The organism is Siminovitchia sp. FSL H7-0308 (assembly GCF_037980985.1).
Classification (GTDB): domain Bacteria; phylum Bacillota; class Bacilli; order Bacillales; family Bacillaceae_C; genus Siminovitchia; species Siminovitchia thermophila.
Window position 1 is genome coordinate 2,101,821 of the sequence record NZ_CP150282.1, and the last position, 21,081, is coordinate 2,122,901.

Consider the following 21,081-nt stretch of genomic DNA (forward strand, 5'->3'; position numbering starts at 1 on the left):
ATCCTTTTTACAAAATTTTCGTAATCTGATTGAAATCAACGACAGTCTGATCTTCAAGCAGAAGCGATAGTACACCGTTTTTAACAGATACGGATTGTACAGTTCCGGATTGTTCATTTTGTTCATCGTCCATCCATGACACTGTTTTTCCAATGAGATGGCTCGCCTCAAGCAATGGATTTCCAGCCGGAGCAGGCATTAATTCAGAGATGTTCGCCGGTGTCAGTTCTGTACCGTCTTCAAGAATGATCCGTACCGTATCCCCAAGAAACTGGACAGATGCTACAACTCCCTTGCCTTCAGTAATGATCGGCTCTCCCGTCTCACTATCTTGACCATCAACCCTATGCCAAGTCACTTCTTTCCCGACAAACTCGGTAAAAGAAAGCAAAGAGGACTGTGAAAAACCATCTTGCCACATTTCCAAGGTCTTATTAATATTTGTCAACTGCTCTAATGACGAGAAAGTGGCCATTTGCGCAATAAAATCTTTATCTTCCATCGGATTCAGAGGGTCTTGATTTTGTAACTGTGTTAGTAAAATCTTTAAAAACGCATCCTGCCCTAAAGTGTTTTGACCCTCACTTTTCTTTTGAAATGGATTTTCCGGTACAGAATAGTCGTTGTTGATCGCGTTTGTCACAATTTCACCTACACTTCCGTCTCAAATATGGCATCATTTAGTACAATGGAAAAATGTTGTTCATTCTTTTCCTTCTTTTCTTTCTGTGTTTGTTCGCTGTGTTGTTCTTCTTGCTGCTCCTTTTGCCCTTGCTTGCCGTCAAAGTACGGGTGCTTTTCGATGTTTGGCTGATGTGTTACATCCACTTTTTCAATTTGAATGTTGTGGTTTACCAAGCCATGCTTCAGTTGCTGTAAATTCGAATCAAGCAGTTTTTTGGCCATTTGCGTAGATGCGATAATACGGGCAACCATTTCCCCTTCTTTTTGGAATAACTCGACTCTCAGCATCCCCAGATGTTCTGGATAAAGGCGAATCGTCAATTGTTTTGTTTGATGAATATTGGAAAAATGAGCGTTCCGTAAAACGGAAACTAATTTCCTTACAAGTGCTCTCCCCTCTGGTTCTTGAACACCGTCATCAAGTAAGCGGGACAAGTATTGCTTTGTATGAGCTTCTGTCAAACCCATATTGAAAGGACTGTCGCGGTCAATCGAAATTCTTGGTGCTGCGTGTTCCTGATAAGCTTGGCGTCCGAATATAAGCCCCAAGTTCAATTGTTGCTCCCTGCTCACTTGATTGTTCACTGGTTGCAACGATCTTGACTTCGCCAATTGTACAATAGGAGACTCTTTATGTTTCTCAGTTGAGTCCGCTACTTTCGGCCATTCGTTTTCCGGTTGAACAGCCCTGAGAGATTCAGGCCGCTCTGGAACAGTCTTAGTCGGCTCCGGAACAGTCTTAGTCAGCTCTGAAACAATTTCAGACCGCTCTGGAGCAGGTCGCGTTTTAAATTCGTCAAAGCGCAAGTATTTCTGAGCTTCTGGGGTTCCCAAGATTGATGTCAACTTTTCTCCCAACTGATGCAGTTGTTGAATAGTGTTGTGCTCATGCTCAACCGGCGATTCAGCAACAAGGGAAATGAACTCCTCCAGTTTCTTTAATAAATCAAGCGGATTCGTGACTTCTGTGTTCTCCAGTTCCAAAAGAACTTGTTTCATATTTTCCAATAATTGCGGGTCTATATGTTCCAGCTCCTGCTCTATTTCTTTCGAAAGCAAGGGAACCAAATGCTGAATGTCCTTGATCAACTTTTGGAGTACCGAACCATCTTCCTCAGAAAGCAAAGAAGCAAAGTTTTGAACATCCTGCGTTAATTTTTGCGACTGTGAATCACCTTCTTCAGAAAGCAAAGACGGGTCATCACCATTCAAATTTTTTATCAGTCCTCCAAGCACCTGATGAAATAAAGTGCCTTGATCCACATTTGCCTGGCCCGTTTCGGACGTTACTTTATTGGGCATCATTTCTAACAGCTGCAGCCGCACTGCACTCACCTCCTTTCATTGGCCTCCGTTGATAATTTCTGGGAGAAGGCAGCCGCTCTATCCGGAGGCATTTTCTCCAATATCCTCGCCAATGATTCGGTCGATAAATTAGAAAGTATGTTTAATGATTCCTCTTCTTTCATTTCCAGGATAATCAGTGCAGCTTTTTTGGGCGCCATCGTTTCATAGACCGCTTTTATCTCTTTTATGTCAGGCTTAGCTTCCTTATTGTTTTCTGGATTCCCTTCTGCGTCTTCTTCAATGGAACTCTCCAATCTTTCCTGTTCCAAAAGCAACTTGTCCGCTTCCGCTTCTTTTTCTTCCAATTTTTTTTGAAGGCGTTCAAGTTGAGTGTTTTTGTCTTGTATTTCTCCTTCCAGATCCACAATTCTTTTTTGATACTCTTCAATGCTCAATGTGCTGCTATCTGTAAAAGCCGAAAGAATCGGTACTTTGCTCATTGATTTTTTCGCCTTTTCAAAGACGTTTATACCAGCAATGGATGCAATGACAAGAATGAGGAGCAATATGACTAAAAGCGGAACCGCCACCCATAATATAAACTTCTTAAATACTCCCTTTTTCTCGTTTTGTTCCATATCTTTCAAGGATTTATCCACTTCACCACCTAATTTCCCTTTCGATGACTATATTGAATAGCTGCCAATTCATCCATTTGAGTGTTTTCATGACGCTGAATGAATTGTAAGAAAGACTCTTCGTTTTTTTCTTTTAAACGCTCATATTTCTTACATTCAATATCCCTTTCCAGAAGTTCATCTTTCAGAGATTGCATCTGTTCCCTCGCTTGAATGACTTCCAATTGCCAATGATCAATCGTCTCAGTCATACTTTGCAAAAATTGTTGATACTGCCTAATACCGTTTACTGTAAACCCTTTTTGTAGTTCGTTTGACTGGACTTGTTCAAGGTTCTCTTTTTTCCTTAGAAACTCATACAATGTGGTGGCCGCTTTTTCAAATTGATGAACTGCATTTTGATACGACACATATGCTTCATCTTTTTCTCTTTCTTTTATCTCTAATAAGTTTTGAAATCGATATTCAAACTTCATTTAAACTCACCTGTTTCTACTAAATGAATCAATGACCTGATACATTCTTCACTGGATATCCGTTCATTTGTTTCCTGCTGCAAAAACTTCATAATAGCGGGATAATATTGTATGGCTTCATCAATTTCTGCAGAGCTTCCTTTTTTATAGGCGCCTATATTGATTAAGTCTTCATTATTCATATAAGTACCTAATACATTGCGAATTTTTTCTGCAGCTTTTTTGTGTTCCGGTGTAACCAGGTGATTCATTAGCCGGCTGATACTATTCAATACATTGATCGCTGGATAATGGCCTTTTTGGGCCATTGCCCTGTCTAACACAACATGCCCATCCAATATACCTCTTACTGTATCAGCAACCGGTTCATTCAAATCGTCTCCATCGACAAGAACTGTATAAAAGGCAGTAATGGACCCCTTTTCGCTTGTCCCTGTCCGCTCCATAAGCCTGGGAAGTAACGCAAAAACAGAAGGTGTGTAGCCTTTTGTTGTTGGAGGTTCGCCAACAGCCAAGCCAATTTCTCTTTGGCTCATTGCCACTCTCGTTACCGAATCCATTAATAACGTTACATTGCAACCCTTATCCCGAAAGTATTCAGCAATGGCCGTTGCGGTAAAAGCGCCTCTAATTCTCATTAAGGCAGGTTGGTCGGATGTTGCGGCAACGATAATTGATTTCTTCAATCCCTCAGGACCTAAATCACGTTCAATGAATTCTTTCACTTCTCTTCCCCGTTCACCAATTAAGGCAATGACATTTACATCTGCATGAATATTTCGGGCAATCATGCCAAGAAGCGTACTCTTCCCAACGCCGCTTCCCGCAAATATGCCGAGACGCTGTCCATGACCCACAGTAAGCAAACTGTCAATCACTCTAATTCCAACTTCCAATTTGTTGGATATGGATGGCCTTGTTAATGGTGGGGGCGGATTTCTTTCTATCGGTACCGAAGGCATGCCTTGGGGAACCAATGATCCATCCATCGGAACCCCCAAGGGATCGACAACTTTTCCAACCAATTCATTCCCCACATGTATCTTAAGAGGCTTGTTGGTTGATTCAACAAGACTGCCCGGTGCTACTTCCATTAAATTGGAATACGGCATGAGAATTAATTTTCTCCCTTGAAAACCAACTACTTCTGCCATCACAGTACGAACCTTGCCTGTTCTGCCGGAAACGTGAATAAGACATACGTCGCCAATTGAACTTTCTGGCCCATGTGATTCGATCATTAACCCGACAACTTTCGTCACTTTTCCATATCGTTTAAACGTATTAATATTACGGATATGCGGAATTAAGTCTTTCGCCTTCATTTTTTTTCATCAGCGGAAAGTATTTCCGTTAGCTTTTCTTTTAACTCTGACAGTTGGCTGTCGATACCTGCTTCTATTCTGATATTTTCCGATTCTATAATGCAGCCATGTTCGTCCATTTCTTCAGATGGGTATATAAACATTTTGACATCAGTGGAACTTGCGGCGGCAAGCTCTTTAGACGCTTCCATCATGAAAGGATATTGGCAAGGATGGACATATAAAGAGATTTCCGGTTCGTTTCTCAACTCTTTTAATACGTTTTTCACGATACCAATATATTGTTCCGGATGATTCGAAACTTCGGATTGCAAAATGGCTTGCGCACTCTCGATAGCGAGTTCAAGTATGGTATACTCGGCCTCTTCGATGTATGCACGGCATTCGTTTTTTGCTTGTTCAATGACGCCCTGGGCTTGCATAATCAATTGCTTGTATTCTTTTTTACCTGCTTCTCTCCCGCCTTCCAATCCTTTTTGATAAGCTTCATTCCATGCTTCCTCTTGCAATCTCTTTTTTTCGGCATCCCATGATTGGCGTTCTTCTTCAATGTCCATTTTTAATTTGTCGGCAGCATCGTTAGCATCAGCTAAAATCTTTTTTGCTTTATGTTCTGCTTCAATAATAAATTCTATCGTTTTATTTTCGGTGTCCTCTTCATAAGGTTGTACTTTTTCTATAATTTTTGGCTTTATTGTGGCAGACGTAAGGTGTTCGGAATTCAGTTTGATGAGCTTAGACAAGTATATCGTCTCCTCCTCCTCGCGCCAGTACGATTTCTCCGGTTTCTTCCAAACGGCGAATAATCGAAACAATCGTTGATTGCGCTTCTTCAACATCACTTAATCTGACTGGTCCCATGAGCTCCATCTCTTCTTGAAGCGTCATAGCCATCCGTGATGACATGTTCTTGTAGACCATTTCTTTGACTTCATCGCTTGCCACCTTAAGCGCCAACATCAGATCTTCATTTTCACACTCTCTTATGACTCTCTGAATAGAGCGGTCATCGAGTGTGACGATATCTTCAAACACAAACATCCGCTTTTTAATTTCTTCCGCCAATTTGGGATCTTGAACGCCAAGCGCATCAAGAATGGTTTTCTCGGCTGCACGCCCAACACCTTGAAGGACCTCCACCACAGTATTAATTCCCCCGCTTTGTGAATAATCGTTGGTTACAGTGGCAGAAAGCTTTCTTTCGAGTATCGACTCAACTTCCTTAATGACATCCGGAGATGTTCTATCCATTACCGCGATCCTTCTGGCGATATCAGCCTGCGTATCATTGGGCAATTCCGAAAGAATTTGACCTGCTTTCTCCGGATCCAGATAGGACAATACCAAAGCAATGGTTTGCGGATGCTCATTTTGTATAAAGTTTAAAATTTGGCTTGGATCGGCCTTTCTTGCAAAATCAAAAGGCCTAACTTGCATGGTGGATTGCAATCGATTGATGATTTGGCTGGCTTCTTCTTCGCCGAGCGCTTTTTCGAGCACTGCTTTTGCATAGTCAACGCCGCCTTGAGATATGTACTTCTGGTCGATTGCAATTTCGTGAAATTCTTGAATAACCTCGTCAATTTGTTCCGAGTTAACATTTCTAACCCCAGTAATCTCCATCGTTAATGCTTCAATTTCTTCTTCTGACAAATGCTTATATACTTTAGAGGCACTTTCAGGACCCAATGAAATAAGAAGCACGGCAGCTTTTTGCCTGGCTGTTAGTTCTTGATCTTTTCTCATATGCGTCATGCCTCCTCATCGTCAGCCAGCCACGTGCGAAGCAGCTCCGCAAATTGTTCGGGCTTTTCTTGCGCAAATACTTCCAGCTGTTTACGGTGTTCAAATGGTTCCAGTTCGGCTTTCATATCCGTGTCTGCGTTAGTGTCTTCCGGTTGTTCCACAACTTCCACTTCTTCGGCTTCTTCCCTTGATTTAGAAGATCGAATCCATAAAAATATCAAAGTTGCTATGATGGCCACAAGTAGTCCAAATATGATATATGCCCACCAAGGCAGTAGGCTTCCTTTGGCTTCCTCATCCATGGCTGTTTTTCCATTAAACGGCTGCACAGATACGACAACCTTGTTTTCAATCTCTTCATCCGTTACTTCCACATCCGGATCTTTGTCAATTGAAGTCCTGACAACAGTAGAGAGGATATCACGAATATCATCGACTCGCTCTTCCGGAAAAGAGTTTTCATCTTCCGGGTCTGGCGGCTCGACCATCACTTGTATCCCCAAATCCCGTATTTTATAAGGACTTTCGACGATTTCCTTGCGGACTTTGTTTACTTCATAATTAATCGTCTCTTCGGACTTCTCATATTCCCCGTTATTTCCAGCACCTTCAACGTATTGATTGGCGCCGGCGTCTGCTGGATCACTTGCTTGAGGCACTCCGCCAGGAACACCCTCTTCTCCTGTATAAGCTTCATTTATTCTTTGGGCGCTAATGGCAATTCCGCGCATATTTTCTTCGTCTACAGGTGTAACCAAGTTCTCCTCCCTGTTTTCTTGGGAAAAGTCAATATCGGCTGTAACAAGAGTGACCACTTTGTCAAATCCCGTTAACGTGCCAAGCATTTGTTGAACTTGTCTTTGAATATTCTTTTCAATTTTATCCTTGATTTTCATTTGCTGATCTAATCTGTTATCAGCAAGGCCGCTTTCTTCCAAGTCGTAATACTCCAAATATTGGTTTCTTATCACAATATTCTCAGTTGGAAGATTGGGCACGCTTTTTGATACAAGATGATATAAAGACCGTATTTGCTTTTCAGTAAATTCGTGACCGGGTTGAGTTTGAAGGACAATGGAAGCAGTTGCTTTCTCATCTCCTTCTTTTACGAAAACGCTTTTCTCAGGTATGTTGATCATTACTTTTGCTTCATCAACACCCTCGACGCTAGCTATCATTTCCGACAGCTCATTTTGCATTGCATCCAATTTAATGACATTAAATTCATTGTCTGTCATCCCAAAACTTGCATTGTCGCTAAAGAAAGAATAATCGATATTACCCGACTTCGGAATTCCTTCCGCTGCTAACTCAACCATTAATGACTCAGCCTGTCCCTCTGGCACCTTTATCGTTGTTCCATCGTCTGTGATTTCCGACTTAATTCCTTTGGAATCCAGGTTTTCCTTGATTGAGCCGGTTTCGGCGGCCTTTAAGTTTGTATACAAGGGAACCATTGACGGCCGATTGAATATGTAAGTTAAGCCCACAACCAATAACAGGCCAATAACGAGCAATGAGATAAACAGTATTTTTTGCTTCTTAGATCGCTCCACCCAAAAGTTTTTTATGTATTGTAGTTGCTTTTCCAGTTTCTCCCTCATCGAATATCCCCTTAAATATTACACTTGCATCCTCATGATTTCTTGATATGCTTCTACTGCTTTGTTTCTGATTTCCAATGCCGCTTGCATGGATACGGATGCTTTTTGTGATGCGATCATTACTTCATGCAATTCTATCTTTTCTCCCGCAGCCAACTTTTTTGTCGCCACATCAGATTCTAGCTGAAGATTATTTACCTCATTTAAAGCTTTTTTCAAATAAGTGCCAAATCCGTTTTCCTGACCGGCCCCTTGCATTGCTTTGCTTGCTTGATTGCCAGGGTTCGAGTTTACTAATTGTGAATTTAGTAGCTGTACTTCCATTCAGTGTCATTCTCCTCTATTTTCCAATTTCTAGAGCTTTCATTAACATTCCTTTTGTCGCATTGAGAACAGTTACATTTGCTTCATAGGATCGGGTGGTACCGACCAGGTCCACCATTTCTTTCAGGGGGTCAACATTTGGATAGTACACATACCCATCTTCGTCTGCATCCGGGTGAACCGGATCAAATACTGCACGGTAGGGCGTTTGATCTTCAATGATACGTGACACCTTTACGCCATTGTGCATTTTTTCATTACTTTTTGAACTGACAGCTTTGTTGAAAATGGATGAAAAGGATGTGTCCTGCGGCTGCATCACTACCATCTTGCGCCTGTAAGGCTGCCATTGGCCATCTACCATTCTGCCGCGCGTCGTATCTACATTCGCCATATTCGACGAGATTGTGTCCATCCTTAGACGTTGGGCAGTGAGAGCCGAGGAGGAAATATTTAACGAATGAAACATTTTATCTACCTCCTTTTATAACATTTTTTAGTGAATTGAATTTTCCATTCAATCTGTCTGATATTGCATTAAAGTAAATTTGGTTTGCCGCAAGATCCGACATTTCTTTATCTATGTCCACGCTATTTCCATCATGGCGATATTGGACACGTACATTATCAATGCCGGTGGTCGGGTGCAAATCAGACTTCAATGTAAAATGTCGTGGATCTGTCCTATGACTTTTCATGTTTGCAACAGAGTTATCCAATGCCTTTTTAAAACTTACTCGTTTCCCCTTGTAGTTCGGTGTATCCGCGTTTGCAATATTCTGGGATGACACCTCATGCTTAATAGTGGAATACTTCAGTGAAGCCTCTAGGGTCGGGAAGATTCCAGAGAATAATGTCATACAAAACACCATCCATTTTTTTCATGTTTCTCCTAAACTTACTACTATTGTAATCTGAATGTCATATTACGTCTATAGATGTCGATACTTTTTTGCGGGTTTAAGGGGTAAAAAGGTGAAAAATGGTACTTTAGTTCTATGAAAATGAGATTGTTTTGTGACATTTTATTGCAAAAATGTATTAAAAATTACATCAAAACGTAAAGTGAAAACAATTGATATGATTTTCATTTTTTTATGAAAAAGAGTAAGAAATCCATATGTTATCGAGAAATACAGGTCAAATTTCAAAAAGTCGACCTTTTTAGTCATACCAGTATTTTGACTTATGACCAACAGCCTATGCTTGCCTTTAGCACCTGTCGCCCGAACACTTTCAGACCTTCAAAATGCTGTATTTTTCCTTTTTATGGCATTTTTTACATCTAATCCGCTTCTTCTGCGACGTCGGTGGTACTAGGACTTTTTATATGTTAGAGCCAGCACTAGCGTTCATTCATTTCCATGTTTTTTCCCTTCCGTTTTTTCAAGTTTTTTTCTTAGGGTAAAATACCATTTGCTCTGCGGCTGAAAACCTTGCTGGCACTCAGCAAAATTCGACAACTTTCCTGTTTTTATGACAACAAGGTCTTTTTTTATCTTGTTGGGGGGCTGTAAAATAACCCTTTGACCTTGATATAAGCAAAGAGAAAGAGCATGTTTAGATACATCTTTTTCAAAACATGCTCTTACAATGTGAATGGATGGTACTAACTGTAGAGTGACACTTATGTTTTTATCTCAGCGTCACGATGTTATTCTTTCTGGATATTACGGTGAGCATCTTCCAAATCCATCCGTTCGACTTTTATGATATATTCCTCTTGCTAAATTTCTTCAGACTTCTTTATGGAACAGCATTCATGCAAAAAACTGCAATGATAACCGACTCGGCAGCATATCCCGTTTCCTCCATTATAACAGCAAGATCCCTTTCGCTTCACGCACCACCATGTGGCAGACCATGCGACATTCTTTCATGTTTTTAGGATATCATGACGGGTTGGTCAAATAATAGAACATATGCAATATCTTCTTATGATCGATCCAAGCCATTCTCATGGGAATATGGAGATCATATCATTAAACCAATCTAGACTATGATCGAATCACTTTTTTAAAACACGCACCCATCTTATCGAGGTCGAAACAAAGCGCTTTTCCTTCGTACTGTGATATGGGACGAAGCCAGCGCCCGCTTCGCCTGCACTGGAACGGAAATGTCCAATTCAGCTACTGACACGTCTGTGTCGCTTTTCATACACTAGGACATCCAGTTCAGCGGCTTGCCCATCCGGCGTTGGCCCCGTGCATCACTTGTATACTTCAACGTGCTGTTTTAGCGAATCTGGGCATTTCATATACATGTCGCTTCCATATCATACTAACATAAAAAACGCCGGGAAAATCCCGGCGCTGATATTAGTTTGATTTTAATTTGTCCAATTCTACGAGGAATTTTGAGTTCAATACTTTAATGTATGTTCCTTTCATTCCAAGCGAGCGGGATTCGATTACTCCCGCGCTTTCCAGCTTTCTCAATGCGTTGACAATGACAGACCGGGTAATACCAACACGGTCGGCAATTTTGGATGCGACAAGCAATCCTTCCGTACCATTGAGTTCCTCAAAAATATGTTCAATCGCCTCTAATTCACTGTAAGACAATGAACTGATGGCCATTTGAACAACGGCTTTGCTGCGAGCCTCTTCTTCAATTTCCTCGGCTTTTTCACGAAGGATTTCCATTCCTACAACTGTTGCACCGTACTCTGCCAATATCAAGTCATCGTTGTCAAACTCCTGATCCAACCTTGCCAAGATCAGTGTGCCCAAGCGCTCACCACCACCATTGATCGGAACAATCGTTGTTAAACCCGTCGCAAATAAATCTTTGCTTTCTTCAGGAAATGCCGTGTATGGGCTGTTTACATCAAGGTTTGATGAAGTTTCTGTAATGTTAAACAGATTTTTCGTGTAATCTTCGGGAAATTGGCGATCCTCAAGCATTTTTTTCATTCTGTCATTTTCAATTTGTTGGCGGATTGCATAACCAAGCACCTTTCCCCGCCGGCTTAATACATATACATTTGTATCGATAACATCACATAATGTTTCGGCCATTTCCTTAAAGTTGACTGGTTTTCCGGCTGCTTTTTGAAGCATTGCGTTAATTGTTCTTGTTCTTGATAATAGTTCCATTGTTTCTCCTCCTAACGGTTAATTAGACTCTACTTCCAACAATATTAAAGAATAAATTGGCTTAAATCTTTGTCTTCCGAGATTACTGCGAGTTTTTGGTCAACATACTGCGGTGTGATTTCCACTTTTTCAAGCGTGATATCTGGTGCTTCAAATGATAAATCTTCCAATAATTTTTCCATGATTGTATGGAGGCGCCTGGCACCAATGTTATCCGTATTTTGATTCACCTCAAAAGCAATTTCCGCAAGCCTGTTAATAGCATCGTCTGAAAATTCTATTTGTATACCTTCCGTTTCCAATAATGCCGTATATTGCTTAATTAATGCATTATCGGGTTCGGTTAAAATTTTGACGAAATCATTTACGGTCAATTTTTCAAGTTCCACCCTGATTGGAAAGCGCCCTTGAAGTTCTGGAATTAAATCAGACGGCTTTGCCATATGAAATGCGCCCGCAGCTATAAACAAAATATAATCCGTTTTGACGGGGCCATATTTTGTTATGACCGTGGAGCCTTCCACGATTGGTAAAATATCCCTCTGAACACCTTCCCTTGATACGTCTGCAGATGAAGATTGATTTCCTCTGCTGGCAATTTTGTCAATTTCATCAATAAAGATGATGCCTGTTTGCTCCGCTCTTTGGATAGCTGTTTGCGTAACTTCATCCATATCAATCAATTTTTGGGCTTCATCGTTTGTTAAAACAATTCGTGCATCTTTTACGGGAAGTTTCCTTTTTTTCATGCGTTTAGGCATGAGGTTGCTTAATGCATCCTGCATATTCATTCCCATTTGCTCCATGCCCGAACCTTGGAAAAGATCAAACATAGATGGTTGCTGTTCCTCAACTTCCACTTGGACGATTTCATTTTCGAGTTCTCCGTCCGCAAGCTTTTGCGCAATGATCCTCCGCTTCTCACGGATGCTCATTTCTTCCTGCTCATTAGCAGAATCGGTCGTCTCGCCTTGTTGCGCTCCCCCAAAGATCATTTCGAAGGGGTTTTTAAAACCCTCCGCTTTTTTCTTGTCGGGGACAAGAAGTTTTACGAGTCGTTTGTTCGCCTGCTCTTCCGCGCGTTCCTTCACTTCCAGCATTTTTTCTTCTTTTACGATCCGGATGGACGTTTCCATGAGGTCGCGAATCATCGACTCAACATCTCTGCCGACATAGCCTACTTCTGTAAATTTGGTTGCTTCCACTTTTACAAAAGGCGCTCCCGTCATTTTAGCCAGTCTGCGGGCAATCTCGGTTTTACCGACACCCGTAGGGCCTATCATCAAAATGTTTTTGGGGACAATTTCATCCCGTAGATCTTCTTGTAAAAGTCCTCGCCGATAGCGATTCCTCAACGCAACAGCAACAGCACGCTTCGCTTCTTTTTGCCCAATGATATATTGATCAAGCCGCTCAACAATCTGTCTTGGAGTTAAGTCATTCCCTTTATTCAAAATTGGCAAATTAGTCCCTCCTTACATACAGTACCGCATTGAGCAGCCGACATGTGTTACAATTCTTCGACAATTATTTGTCGATTTGTGTAGACACAAATATCGGCTGCAATTTCCAATGCCGCCTTTGCCATTTCTTTAGCTGATAAATGTTCGCCAGCATAATGTTTCAGGGCCCTGCCAGCGGCAAGCGCATAGTTTCCCCCGGAACCGATGGCCAGAATCCCGTCATCCGGTTCAATCACTTCGCCTGTTCCGGATATGAGGAGCAAGTTGTCTTTGTCCATCACAATTAACATCGCTTCAAGCTTGCGCAATATTTTATCACTGCGCCATTCTTTGGCAAGCTCCACCGCAGACCGCTGAAGGTTGCCATTGAATTCTTCGAGTTTTCCTTCAAATTTTTCAAAAAGCGTAAATGCATCTGCAACAGATCCGGCAAACCCGGCGAGAACTTTTCCATGAAATAATGTACGTACTTTGCGGGCAGTATGTTTCATGACGACGGCATTACCAAAAGTTACCTGCCCATCACCTGCCATCGCACACTTGCCATTATGATGAACGGCAAAAATCGTCGTTGCATGAAATTGATCCATCGGAATCTCTCCTTCTACCCCGCTACGCTCTCGGGTGAAAATTCATGTATGTTTTTCGCAAATGTTCTTTCGTTACATGTGTATACACTTGAGTGGACGATAAATGCGAGTGGCCTAAAAGCTCCTGCACTGTTCTCATATCGGCGCCATTATTCAGCAAGTGTGTCGCAAAACTATGACGGATCATATGCGGATGCAATTTCCCATTCAATGACGCCTTTTTCATTAATTCGGTTAATATATAACGGATTCCCCTTGGAGTCAGCGGTCCACCCCGCGCATTGACAAACAGTCTGTTGTGGGCAGAGGGCTGTTTTACCAGTTCGTTTCTTCCTTGATCAATATATATAAGCAATGCCTCCCTGGCAAAATCGCCAAAAGGAATGTAGCGTTCTTTTCTTCCCTTTCCCTTCACCAGGACTGTAGAAAAGTCGAAGTCAATGTCTTTGTCTTCAATTTCCGCACATTCACTTACCCTGATGCCCGTAGCGTACATCAGCTCCAATAGCGCCCGATTTCTTTTTCCTAATGGGGTGGAAACATCACATGCGAGAAAAAGCTGCTCCATTTCTTCTTCATAGAGAAAGCTTGGAAGCTTGACCCCGAGTTTTGGTTGAATAACCAACAGAAAGGGATTTTCAGATACCAGTTTTTCTCTCAAACAGTATTTGAAAAAGCTTCGTAAACTTGAAATTTTCCTGGCTGCGCTCGTTCTGGCATATTTCTTTTCATATAAAGTGGTCACATATAAGCGCGCATCTAGGTATTCAACATCTTTAAACGACCCGATTCCGTTCTCTTTCATAAAATGGATGAACTCGTCAATATCTTTTTTATAAAACTGAATTGTATAAGAGGAATGGCTTTTTTCAATTTGCATATACTCTAAAAATGATTGTACCGCTTTATGCACCATATGTAATCCCTCTTTCGGAAGCCTTCTAAATATTATCACAATTCATTTATCGGCGCAACTTCCATAAAGTTTTGAATGGTAGCTAATGCTCTTTGCGCATATTGTTCGATTCGCTGCTTTTTGTTCCTTACTTTTTGTGGGAGTTCGGGAAAAAGCCCGAAGTTTACATTCATTGGCTGAAAGCTTTTCGCTCCTGTTGTTGTGATATAGTTGGCCAAACTTCCGATGGCCGTTTCCTTCGGAAAGACAAGCGGTTCTTTTCCACTGGATAGCATGGCGGCATTGATTCCTGCAACAAGCCCGCTCGCTGCCGATTCGACATAGCCCTCCACTCCTGTCATTTGTCCGGCAAAGAATACTGTTTCTTTTTCCTTAAACTGATAGGTGTTTTTAAGCACCTTGGGCGAATTAATAAACGTATTTCGGTGCATGACGCCATAACGGACAATTTCAACCTTCTCCAAGCCGGGAATCAGTTGGATGACTTCCTTTTGGGGTCCCCATTTCATATGGGTCTGAAATCCCACCATATTGTATAGCGTTCCTGCTGCATCATCTTGTCGAAGTTGGACAACGGCATAAGGTGTTTTTCCAGTACGTGGATCTTCCAAACCTACCGGCTTCAGCGGTCCAAACAACATCGTCTTTTTGCCCCTTTTGGCCATGACTTCGATCGGCATGCAGCCTTCAAAGAACATTTCTTTTTCAAATTCTTTCAATGGGACGGTTTCCGCTTCGATTAACGCTTCATAAAAGCGATCGAATTCCTCCTCATTCATGGGGCAGTTCAAGTATGCTGCTTCTCCTTTGTCGTATCGTGACTTTAAGTAAACTTTATCCATGTCAATGCTGTCTTTTTCCACAATGGGCGCGGCGGCATCGTAAAAATATAAATATTCTTCTCCGGTCAGTTGTTTTAATTTTTCAGAAAGGCCCGGGCTCGTCAATGGTCCCGTTGCGATAATGGTAAGCCCTGTAGGTATTTCTGTTATTTCTTCGTTATAAACCGTTATGAGCGGGTGGTTACGAATCTTCTCGGTTACATAACCGGCAAATTCATGACGGTCGACGGCCAAAGCGCCTCCGGCAGGTACGGAAGCCGAATCGGCCGCTTCAATGATAAGCGAGTCGAGGATTCTCATCTCTTCTTTCAGTACACCGACTGCGTTCGTTAAGGAGTTGGCCCTTAGAGAATTGGAACAGACCAATTCGGCAAATTTATCCGTATGGTGTGCAGGCGTCTGTTTTGCAGGTCTCATCTCGTATAAATGAACGGGGACGCCCCTTTTCGCCAACTGCCAGGCAGCTTCACTGCCAGCGAGCCCTGCCCCGACTATATTAACAGATTGCGTCATCTATTTACCTCCTGATAATGATCAATCATTCACAAACTCCACTATTTCCACATCCCTATTGCATTTTACCCTAAATAATTCAGAAATAACAACAATGAGCTTATGGATCGTGCATTTTTTACATTCATAGAAAAAAGCGAGCCAGTGCTCGCTTCACATTACTCTTGCGGTTGTTCTTTATAGGTACAATTTGAACATTGCACCTGTTTGCCTTTTTTCAATTTTTTCTCTACAAGCAAGCCTTCACATTTAGGACAAGGTCTTTCAAGCGGCTTATCCCAAGACAAGAAATCACACTCGGGATAGCGGTCACACCCAAAAAATATTCTTTTTTTCTTGCTTTTTCTTTCGACAATACTGCCTTTATGGCATTTCGGGCATTGAACACCAATATGTTTTACAATCGGCTTTGTGTTTCTGCAATCAGGGAAGTTACTGCAAGCCATGAATTTTCCGTACCGGCCCATTTTTATGACCATCGGATTGCCGCATTTTTCACAATCCTCGCCTGCGTATTCATCTTTGATTTCTACTTCCTTCATTTCCTCTTCTGCTTTTTTCAGGTTTTTCTCAAAGCCTTTATAAAAGTCATCAATCAGTTTTACCCAGACAAGCTGGCCTTCTTCAATTTCATCCAAATTGGATTCCATTTTTGCCGTAAATTCCACGTCCAAAATTTCCGGGAAAAACTCCATAATCAGCTCCAAAACAATTTCACCGAGTTCTGTCGGTACAAAACGGCGGTTGTCAAGAGCGACATAGCCGCGTTTTTGGATCGTGTCCAATGTAGGCGCATAAGTGGATGGCCTTCCGATTCCAAGCTCTTCAAGTGCTTTGACAAGCCTTGCTTCCGTATACCGTGGAGGTGGCTGCGTAAAATGCTGTTTCGGATCAAGTTTCTCAGCTTTTACATGCTCTCCTTCGGAAAAAGCCGGCAGGACATTTTCCTTTTCCTCAAGCTGATCATCGGTGCCTTCTACATAAACCTTCATGAAGCCCGGGAATTTGATCTGTGAGCCGGTTGCGCGAAATATGACTTCTCCATTTTTTAAATCGACTGCCACCGTGTCCATGACAGCCGGAGCCATTTGACTCGCTACAAATCTTTCCCAGATCAATTTATACAATCTAAGCTGATCCCGGCTCAAATAGGCCTTTACCGAGTTCGGTTCCCTCATCGTACTTGTCGGCCTGATCGCTTCATGGGCGTCTTGGGTGTTGACAGCCTTTTTCTCTTTCCGGCCGCCGGTTCCTTTATATTCTTGCCCGTAGCTGGCCGTAATGTATTCCGCCGCTTCGTTTTTGGCCAGATCTGAAATTCTCGTGGAATCTGTTCTCATATACGTAATCAGTCCGACTGTGCCTTCTTTTCCTAAGTCAATTCCTTCGTATAGTTGCTGGGCCAGCATCATCGTCTTTTTGGCCCGAAAGTTCAGCTTTCTCGCGGCTTCCTGTTGCAGTGAAGAAGTCGTAAACGGTTTTGCCGGATTCCGTCTTCTTTCTTTTTTAGTGACGGTATCTACTATAAATTGATCGCCTTTGACTTTTCCCAATATGTTTTTGACGTCCTCTTCGGACGTCAGTTTTACTTTCTTGCCGCCAACTCCGTAAAAAGCTGCTTGAAAAGGGTCCTTTCCTTTTTTAAAACTGCCTTCAATGGACCAGTACTCTTCAGGCACGAAATTTTTAATTTCATTTTCCCTGTCGATGATCAGTCTGACTGCCACTGATTGCACCCTTCCGGCGCTCAATCCCTTTTTCACTTTTTTCCAAAGAAGCGGGCTGATATTGTACCCTACCAGTCTGTCCAGAACCCGTCTTGCCTGTTGTGCGTCCACCAGGTCCATGTTGATGGGACGGGGATGTTTAAACGATTCTTTAATGGCATCTTTCGTAATTTCGTTAAAAATAACCCGGCAATTGGAAGTGATGTCAACATCCAAGCTGTGGGCGAGATGCCAGGCAATCGCTTCTCCCTCCCTGTCTGGGTCAGCTGCAAGATAAACCTTTTTCGCTTTTTTTGCCGCAGTCCTTAATTCTTTTAAAATGGGGCCTTTCCCACGGATGGTAATATACTTTGGTTCGTAATTATGTTCGATGTCTACACCCATTTGGCTTTTCGGCAAATCGCGGACATGCCCCATGGATGCTTTCACTTTATATTTTTTTCCTAAATATCGTTCAATGGTTTTCGCCTTTGCAGGCGATTCCACAATAACCAAATAATCGGACATACAAAAATCCTCCCTAGAGGTGTAGTTACTGAAATCAGAATAAATCTTATACATGTATCATTCTTTTGTCAATGAAATAAATAGAACAGGCGAAAGGTGACAGCCTGTTCAAAGCTTCTTTTGATGAATCTATCCCACTTTTGGCCAAAATGCAAGTTTTATTGTTTTACAAAATCCTCAAAACAGGAGTTCTTCTAAAATGTCTTCCCCGGATGATACGAGTTTGGCCCCTTGTTTAATCAGTCTATTCGTCCCTTCTGACAAAGGACTGTCGATGGGCCCGGGAACCGCAAAAACTTCTCTGCCTTCATCTAGAGCAAAGTCTGCTGTAATCAGAGAACCGCTCTTTATGTTCGCTTGAATTATAACGGTTCCTTTGGCAAGACCACTGATAATTCTGTTGCGCATCGGGAAAAACCACTTTTTCGGCTTCCAGATGGGGGGATATTCGGACAAGAGCAAATGATGTTTACTCATCTCTTCCGCAAGAGTTTTGTTTTCAGGCGGGTAAAGGTGAAAAAAACCGCCTCCCAACACCCCGATTGTTTTTCCACCCATCATCATTGTCTGTTGATGGGCTATGCTATCGGTTCCTCTTGCCAATCCGCTAATGATGATGAATCCTTTTTGAAGAAGCGGGGGAAGCAGCAATCGGATCGACCTTTTGGCATAATTGTCCGCCTTTCGGGCCCCCACAATCGCTAATGAAGGCCTTTTCAAAAGAGCGGTGTCTCCTCTGGCAAACAGAACGAGCGGCGGATCATAAACTTCCTTCAATTGTTCAGGATATTCTTCGTCACGGTAAGTGATAACGGCAATGTTGTTCGAATGGTATAAAGAAAGAAGTTTGTTCATATCCATTGTATAAAATTGCTCCGAAAATCGCTTCTTGGAAGAAGGGTCTAAATGGAGTAAAGATTGAAGTGTTGAGAAGGAAATCGAATAGAGTTGTGATAAATCGGGGTCCAATTCCAGCAAGTGTCTAATGGAGCCATTCGGTAATTGACAATGGAGAAGATGTAACAATCTTTCCTTAAAAATGAATACCATCTCCTTTATAACAGCCCCTCAAAAGGAGGGGCCATTTTTGAAAAACTGGGGGAAAAAGCCTTCAACATGATGGTAACGGGCCAATCCCTTTTTCGTTCGTTTTTAAGCATGCGTTTTGCATTTTTCGTACAGCCCTTTTTCCTTGAGGACGCCGATCAATGTTTCACCAATAACAGCTGGTGTTTCCGCTACTTTTATGCCGCATTCATTCATGACGCGGATTTTTTCATCAGCGGTTCCTTTTCCTCCGGAAATGATGGCTCCCGCATGACCCATCCGCTTTCCTGGAGGTGCTGTACGACCGCCAATAAATCCGACAACCGGCTTTGTCATGTTTTCTTTTACCCAGCGGGCCGCGTCTTCTTCGGCTGTTCCGCCGATTTCCCCGATCATGATGACCGCCTCTGTTTCCGGGTCTTCGTTGAACGCGGTTAAAACATCGATAAAGTCGGTGCCGTTAACAGGGTCTCCGCCAATTCCGACCGCAGTGGATTGGCCTACTCCCGCTTGGGAAAGCTGATGTACGGCTTCATATGTCAAAGTTCCCGAGCGGGAGACGACGCCTACGTGGCCTTTTTTATGAATATAGCCAGGCATAATGCCGATTTTACATTCTTCCGGAGTAATGACTCCCGGGCAGTTCGGGCCGACAAGGCGTGTTTTCTTGCCTTCCATAGCTCTTTTTACTTTTACCATATCAAGAACCGGAATATGTTCTGTAATGCAGATGACCAAGTCAAGCTCGGCATCGACAGCTTCCAAAATGGCGTCTGCCGCAAATGGAGCAGGAACATAAATGACGGAAGCATTTGCACCAGTTGCTTTTACAGCATCTTCGACTGTGTTAAAGACCGGAACTCCTTCGACCTCTTGACCGCCTTTGCCAGGTGTTACTCCCCCGACAATTTTTGTTCCATATTCAAGCATTTGTTTTGTGTGAAATAATGCGGTTGAACCGGTAATTCCCTGTACGATCACTTTTGTATCTTTATTTATATAAACACTCATGATTTTTTAACCTTCCTTTCAGTTTTGTACAGCCGAAAAGAAAAACAAATCGTGTACATGTATTTTGTTTTTTTTAGCTGACAAGCTCAACAATTTTTTGGGCACCGTCAGACATGGATTCAGCAGCGATGATATTGAGTCCGGATTCGTTCAATATTTTTTTGCCCAAATCAACATTCGTGCCTTCGAGTCTTACAACGAGAGGGACACTCAAGCCGACTTGCTTGGCCGCTTCAACAACACCGGTTGCAATAATGTCACACTTCATAATTCCTCCGAAAATGTTGACAAATATCCCTTTCACATGTTCATCGGAAAGAATAATTTTAAACGCTTCTGTTACTTTCTCCGCGGTAGCCCCGCCTCCAACATCCAGGAAGTTTGCAGGATCTCCGCCGTAATGTTTGATAATGTCCATTGTAGCCATCGCCAGACCGGCACCGTTGACCATGCATCCGATGTTCCCATCAAGGGAGATATAGCTCAGGTCATATTTGGAAGCTTCAATTTCTTTCGGGTCTTCCTCATCCAAATCGCGGTATTCCAAAATATCCTTATGCCTGAATAGGGCGTTATCATCAAAGTTCAGCTTGGCATCAAGTGCGAGCACATTGCCGTCGCCTGTAACGACTAGCGGGTTGATTTCCGCAATGGAGCAATCATTATCAACAAAAGCATTGTAGAGAGTGATCATAAATTTGGCCGCTTTTCCCACAAGCTCTTTTGGCATGTTTATGTTAAATGCAATACGTCTTGCTTGGAAGCCAGTTAATCCAACAACCGGATCGACGACCTCTTTAAATATTTTTTCCGGCGTTTTAGCTGCCACTTCTTCGATGTCCATCCCGCCTTCTTCGGATGCCATTAAGACGACTCTATCTGTGGCGCGATCTACAACGAGACCGACATAATATTCTTTCTTGATATCGCAGCCTTCCTCAATCAATAACCGTTTTACTTCTTTTCCTTCCGGTCCTGTTTGATGAGTAACGAGGGTTTTTCCAAGTATTTCGTCAGCATATGTACGAACTTCATCTAGATTTTTCGCGACTTTCACACCACCGGCTTTCCCGCGTCCCCCGGCGTGGATTTGCGCCTTTACAACGCATATTTCCGTACCCAGTTCTTTTGCCGCATCGACCGCTTCATCAACGGTAAATGCCACTTTTCCATTTGGTACAGATACGCCGTATTTTCTCAGGATCTCTTTACCTTGATACTCATGGATATTCATTTTCCGTCCTCCCTCAGACTGTAAAAAATAGATTACCGTGTTTATT

At 42.4% G+C, this 21,081-nt stretch carries 20 protein-coding genes; all 20 read right to left on the bottom strand.

Features of this window, described 5'->3' with window-relative positions; all coding sequences use genetic code 11:
* Window positions 1-7: 7 nt before the first annotated feature.
* On the bottom strand, window positions 8-643 hold the full coding sequence (gene flgD, locus MHB50_RS09985; RefSeq protein WP_077111723.1) for a flagellar hook assembly protein FlgD: 636 nt from the start codon (window positions 641-643) through the stop codon (window positions 8-10).
* 8 nt (window positions 644-651) lie between these two features.
* Window positions 652-2,010: a flagellar hook-length control protein FliK gene (locus MHB50_RS09990; protein ID WP_077111724.1), complete on the bottom strand. Its 1,359-nt coding sequence runs from the start codon at window positions 2,008-2,010 to the stop codon at window positions 652-654.
* 5 nt (window positions 2,011-2,015) lie between these two features.
* Window positions 2,016-2,630 carry a hypothetical protein gene (locus tag MHB50_RS09995; RefSeq protein WP_339163485.1) on the bottom strand — a complete coding sequence of 205 codons (615 nt, stop codon included), beginning with the start codon at window positions 2,628-2,630 and terminating at the stop codon, window positions 2,016-2,018.
* 8 nt (window positions 2,631-2,638) lie between these two features.
* Window positions 2,639-3,085, bottom strand: a complete 447-nt coding sequence (gene fliJ / locus MHB50_RS10000) for a flagellar export protein FliJ (protein ID WP_077111726.1) — start codon at window positions 3,083-3,085, stop codon at window positions 2,639-2,641.
* Window positions 3,082-4,410, bottom strand: coding sequence for a flagellar protein export ATPase FliI (gene fliI, locus MHB50_RS10005; RefSeq protein ID WP_339163488.1), 1,329 nt, complete (start codon window positions 4,408-4,410; stop codon window positions 3,082-3,084). Before fliI ends, fliJ begins: the two co-directional genes overlap by 4 nt.
* Entirely contained in the window at window positions 4,407-5,153 is a 747-nt protein-coding gene (fliH, locus tag MHB50_RS10010) for a flagellar assembly protein FliH (protein ID WP_340085215.1), read from the bottom strand. Before fliH ends, fliI begins: the two co-directional genes overlap by 4 nt.
* Window positions 5,146-6,156 (bottom strand): flagellar motor switch protein FliG, encoded by a 1,011-nt coding sequence (gene fliG / locus MHB50_RS10015; RefSeq protein WP_077111729.1) that lies wholly within the window; start codon window positions 6,154-6,156, stop codon window positions 5,146-5,148. Before fliG ends, fliH begins: the two co-directional genes overlap by 8 nt.
* Before the next feature lie 5 nt (window positions 6,157-6,161).
* A complete protein-coding gene (gene fliF, locus MHB50_RS10020) occupies window positions 6,162-7,760 on the bottom strand; it encodes a flagellar basal-body MS-ring/collar protein FliF (RefSeq protein WP_077111730.1) in 1,599 nt (532 codons plus the stop codon).
* An 18-nt stretch (window positions 7,761-7,778) separates the two neighbouring features.
* A complete protein-coding gene (gene fliE, locus MHB50_RS10025) occupies window positions 7,779-8,018 on the bottom strand; it encodes a flagellar hook-basal body complex protein FliE (RefSeq protein WP_236017136.1) in 240 nt (79 codons plus the stop codon).
* An 82-nt stretch (window positions 8,019-8,100) separates the two neighbouring features.
* Window positions 8,101-8,553, bottom strand: coding sequence for a flagellar basal body rod protein FlgC (flgC, locus tag MHB50_RS10030; RefSeq protein ID WP_077111732.1), 453 nt, complete (start codon window positions 8,551-8,553; stop codon window positions 8,101-8,103).
* 1 nt (window position 8,554) lies between these two features.
* The gene (gene flgB / locus MHB50_RS10035) at window positions 8,555-8,944 is read right to left on the bottom strand and encodes a flagellar basal body rod protein FlgB (RefSeq protein WP_077111733.1); all 390 of its coding nucleotides are present in this window, start codon (window positions 8,942-8,944) and stop codon (window positions 8,555-8,557) included.
* 1,461 nt (window positions 8,945-10,405) lie between these two features.
* Complete coding sequence (gene codY / locus MHB50_RS10040) at window positions 10,406-11,185, bottom strand: GTP-sensing pleiotropic transcriptional regulator CodY (RefSeq protein ID WP_077111734.1); 780 nt, start codon at window positions 11,183-11,185, stop codon at window positions 10,406-10,408.
* A 44-nt stretch (window positions 11,186-11,229) separates the two neighbouring features.
* On the bottom strand, window positions 11,230-12,639 hold the full coding sequence (gene hslU / locus MHB50_RS10045; protein ID WP_077111835.1) for an HslU--HslV peptidase ATPase subunit: 1,410 nt from the start codon (window positions 12,637-12,639) through the stop codon (window positions 11,230-11,232).
* Window positions 12,640-12,695: 56 nt separating this feature from the next.
* Window positions 12,696-13,238, bottom strand: coding sequence for an ATP-dependent protease subunit HslV (hslV, locus tag MHB50_RS10050; RefSeq protein ID WP_077111735.1), 543 nt, complete (start codon window positions 13,236-13,238; stop codon window positions 12,696-12,698).
* Between the two features lie 22 nt (window positions 13,239-13,260).
* Window positions 13,261-14,154, bottom strand: a complete 894-nt coding sequence (gene xerC, locus MHB50_RS10055) for a tyrosine recombinase XerC (protein ID WP_077111736.1) — start codon at window positions 14,152-14,154, stop codon at window positions 13,261-13,263.
* Between the two features lie 35 nt (window positions 14,155-14,189).
* The gene (trmFO, locus tag MHB50_RS10060; RefSeq protein ID WP_077111737.1) at window positions 14,190-15,509 is read right to left on the bottom strand and encodes an FADH(2)-oxidizing methylenetetrahydrofolate--tRNA-(uracil(54)-C(5))-methyltransferase TrmFO; all 1,320 of its coding nucleotides are present in this window, start codon (window positions 15,507-15,509) and stop codon (window positions 14,190-14,192) included.
* A 158-nt stretch (window positions 15,510-15,667) separates the two neighbouring features.
* Window positions 15,668-17,743: a type I DNA topoisomerase gene (gene topA, locus MHB50_RS10065; RefSeq protein ID WP_077111738.1), complete on the bottom strand. Its 2,076-nt coding sequence runs from the start codon at window positions 17,741-17,743 to the stop codon at window positions 15,668-15,670.
* 177 nt (window positions 17,744-17,920) lie between these two features.
* Window positions 17,921-18,793: a DNA-processing protein DprA gene (gene dprA, locus MHB50_RS10070; RefSeq protein ID WP_340085216.1), complete on the bottom strand. Its 873-nt coding sequence runs from the start codon at window positions 18,791-18,793 to the stop codon at window positions 17,921-17,923.
* A 102-nt stretch (window positions 18,794-18,895) separates the two neighbouring features.
* Entirely contained in the window at window positions 18,896-19,801 is a 906-nt protein-coding gene (sucD, locus tag MHB50_RS10075; protein WP_339163499.1) for a succinate--CoA ligase subunit alpha, read from the bottom strand.
* Between the two features lie 73 nt (window positions 19,802-19,874).
* On the bottom strand, window positions 19,875-21,035 hold the full coding sequence (sucC, locus tag MHB50_RS10080) for an ADP-forming succinate--CoA ligase subunit beta (protein ID WP_077111741.1): 1,161 nt from the start codon (window positions 21,033-21,035) through the stop codon (window positions 19,875-19,877).
* Window positions 21,036-21,081: the final 46 nt, after the last annotated feature.